The sequence below is a fragment of the Capnocytophaga sp. oral taxon 329 str. F0087 genome, from assembly GCF_000213295.2.
Lineage (GTDB): Bacteria > Bacteroidota > Bacteroidia > Flavobacteriales > Flavobacteriaceae > Capnocytophaga > Capnocytophaga leadbetteri_A.
In genome coordinates, this window is sequence record NZ_KN389984.1 from 99,293 (window position 1) to 101,642 (window position 2,350).

The window sequence follows — 2,350 nt, forward strand, 5'->3', positions numbered from 1 at the left end:
CTTCATATACATTTACCCCCGGTACGGCTTTTAGCATACGGTTAATGTCGGTATACCCCATTTTTTGGATTTCTTTGGGGGAAATATAATATGCTGAACCCGTTCGGTTGCGTGCTTGGAATTTACTACCTAATATTTGTTGAGCCGAAACTACTACTTCATCCAAATTTTGTACACTATCTTTCTGCTGCTCTACTGCTTGTGCAAAAGATTTTACTGCAAAAACTGAAAATAGTAAGAAAAAGGCATTTCTTATTTTCATAAAATTGTTATAAAATCGGGGCAAAGGTAGTGTTTATTTATAGATAAAACAAATAAAAAAGTATCGGAGGTAGCAATCATTGCTGGGTTTTAGGGAGCAGTGCGCACAAAAAAACTTTGCCAAAAGTTTATAGGGCGTTGTGCTATAACCTTTGGCAAAGATAATGTAAAAACCTATTAAAAAGTAAAGATGTTTACTTTTCTAACTTGATAGTAAGTACAGGGGTATCGGAGTGGTTAACGAGGTCGCTACTGATACTGCCATTGAAGAAGTGTGCGATACCTTTACGCCCGTTAGGGAACATACAGATAAGGTCTATCTTGTTCTCTTTTACGTAGTTGAGTATACCGGTTTCTACCCTAATATCATTATACACGTGGGTTTCGAAATGCTGACGCGCGTGGTTAGCCTCGCTGAGGAACTCTTTCATACGATGATTGATTTCGTGAGTGGTGAGGAACTGGTATGGAGTATTGACATACACCAAATCAATCTTGGCGTTGAAGAGTTTAGCAAAGGCTACTGCTTTCTCGAAAGGTTTTAAGAAACGCTTAGAGAAATCGCAGCCGAACATAATGTGCTTAATCTTTAGTTTTTCGTGCGGATTTTTGATAACCAATACCGGAACAGTGGCAGAGCGGATTACCTTTTCGGCATTAGAGCCTATAAATAGTTCCTTAGCCCCAGAGGCACCATTAGAGCCCATAAACACAAGGTCGATATTGAATTTTTTCACTATCTCGCCTACTGCTTCAGGAAGTGGCGATGTTTCTACCAAGTCGATGATTTCTACTCCTGTTTCTAACTCTTTATGCAGGTCGGCAAAACGCTGCTTGGTGAGGTTGAGGAAGTACATCGCTTCGGGCACAGATACTTGGCTCTCGGTCATCAATCGTATAGGTAACTCGATGGCGTGTAGCAAGTATATTTTAGATTTGTGTTGCTTAGCTAAGCCTATGGCTACGTGTAAAGAGGCAATAGACTTTTCAGAAAAATCGGTGGTTACTAAGATGTTTTTCATAAGACTCTATTTTTTAGTTATTAATTTCGTGGTAAAGGTACGACTTATTTTTATAACTTCCAAATTTTTTCTAATTTATTTTTTTTCTATTTTTTTGATGATTGGTAGATATTTGTACTTTGGCTATTTTTTTTGTTTATCCTATATCGTTCCTATATCGTTCCTGTATTGTTTGTATATCGGAGGTAAAGGGGAGGGGGCTATAGTATGTTTTTCTGCTTTTCTTTCAAAAGAGAAAATAAAAAGTTTGAGGTGCCAAAGTATTTTCATATATTTGCACTCTGAAAATTAATGTATTATGGAATTATTTAAGGGACAAAGTTTCTTAGAGTTTACTGAACGCTTTAAAACAGACTTAGATTGCGAAGAATACTTAGCTTCCATAAAATGGGAAAAAGGGTATTGCTGTCGCAAATTACGAGGTATATATTCTTGGGTTTCAGAGTTTAATATAGACCGCTATTTAGCGGAATACAGTTTTAGAATCAATCGCTCACAAAGCAAAGAGACTATCTTTAACAAATTAGTGAAAAGAATTGTAGAACGTTCTCCCGTTTTCCAAAGTCAATTAGTATGTAGCTAAATAGATACCTCAAAAAACAGAATTCTATAATATTTTAAAAGAGTTTGTTATTCTTACTTCTAAGGATATAACGGAGGCAAACCTATTAAAAGCAGAAAAAATAACTAAAGATATATATGTAGACGATATTCCTTTCATTGCCTTTCATTTACAATACAAACATAAAATATGGTCACTAGACAAGAAACTTATTTCAGGTCTGACAGAAAAAGGTTACGGACATTTCTTTATTTCTACCAATGAAGTAAGAAAATACCTTTACAAGAAAAAGAGCTAAAAAATAATCTCTAAAAAATTTTGTTTATTTAAAAAATTATTTGTAATTTTGCCTTGTCAATTAGGTTAATTCTGAACAAAAAATAACCTTGAAACTATGAAAAATAGTATTTTTATAGCACAAAATGATAGGGTCCAAGCAAGCAAGCAAGCAAGCAAGCAAGCAAGCAAGCAAGCAAGCAAGCAAGCCAGCAAGCCAGCAAGCAAG

At 35.4% G+C, this 2,350-nt stretch carries 2 protein-coding genes and 2 pseudogenes; 2 read left to right on the forward strand and 2 right to left on the reverse strand.

The window, feature by feature from the left end; translation table 11 throughout:
* Together HMPREF9074_RS00925 and HMPREF9074_RS00930 are read right to left on the reverse strand one after the other, a co-directional pair.
* Positions 1-262: pseudogene (locus HMPREF9074_RS00925) on the reverse strand (TonB-dependent receptor); the annotation flags it as partial.
* 193 nt (positions 263-455) lie between these two features.
* On the reverse strand, positions 456-1,283 hold the full coding sequence (locus HMPREF9074_RS00930) for a universal stress protein (protein ID WP_009389528.1): 828 nt from the start codon (positions 1,281-1,283) through the stop codon (positions 456-458).
* A 415-nt stretch (positions 1,284-1,698) separates the two neighbouring features.
* Between HMPREF9074_RS00930 and HMPREF9074_RS12810 the strand changes: the two are divergent.
* Positions 1,699-1,866: pseudogene (locus HMPREF9074_RS12810) on the forward strand (IS1595 family transposase); the annotation flags it as partial.
* Between the two features lie 31 nt (positions 1,867-1,897).
* The gene (locus tag HMPREF9074_RS11810) at positions 1,898-2,143 is read left to right on the forward strand and encodes a PIN domain-containing protein (RefSeq protein WP_369700489.1); all 246 of its coding nucleotides are present in this window, start codon (positions 1,898-1,900) and stop codon (positions 2,141-2,143) included.
* Positions 2,144-2,350 lie beyond the last annotated feature (207 nt).

Bases quoted from the DNA above. Each gene is read 5' to 3' on its own strand.
- HMPREF9074_RS00930 (WP_009389528.1), bottom strand. From the start codon at position 1,283: ATGAAAAACATCTTAGTAACCACCGATTTTTCTGAAAAGTCTATTGCC.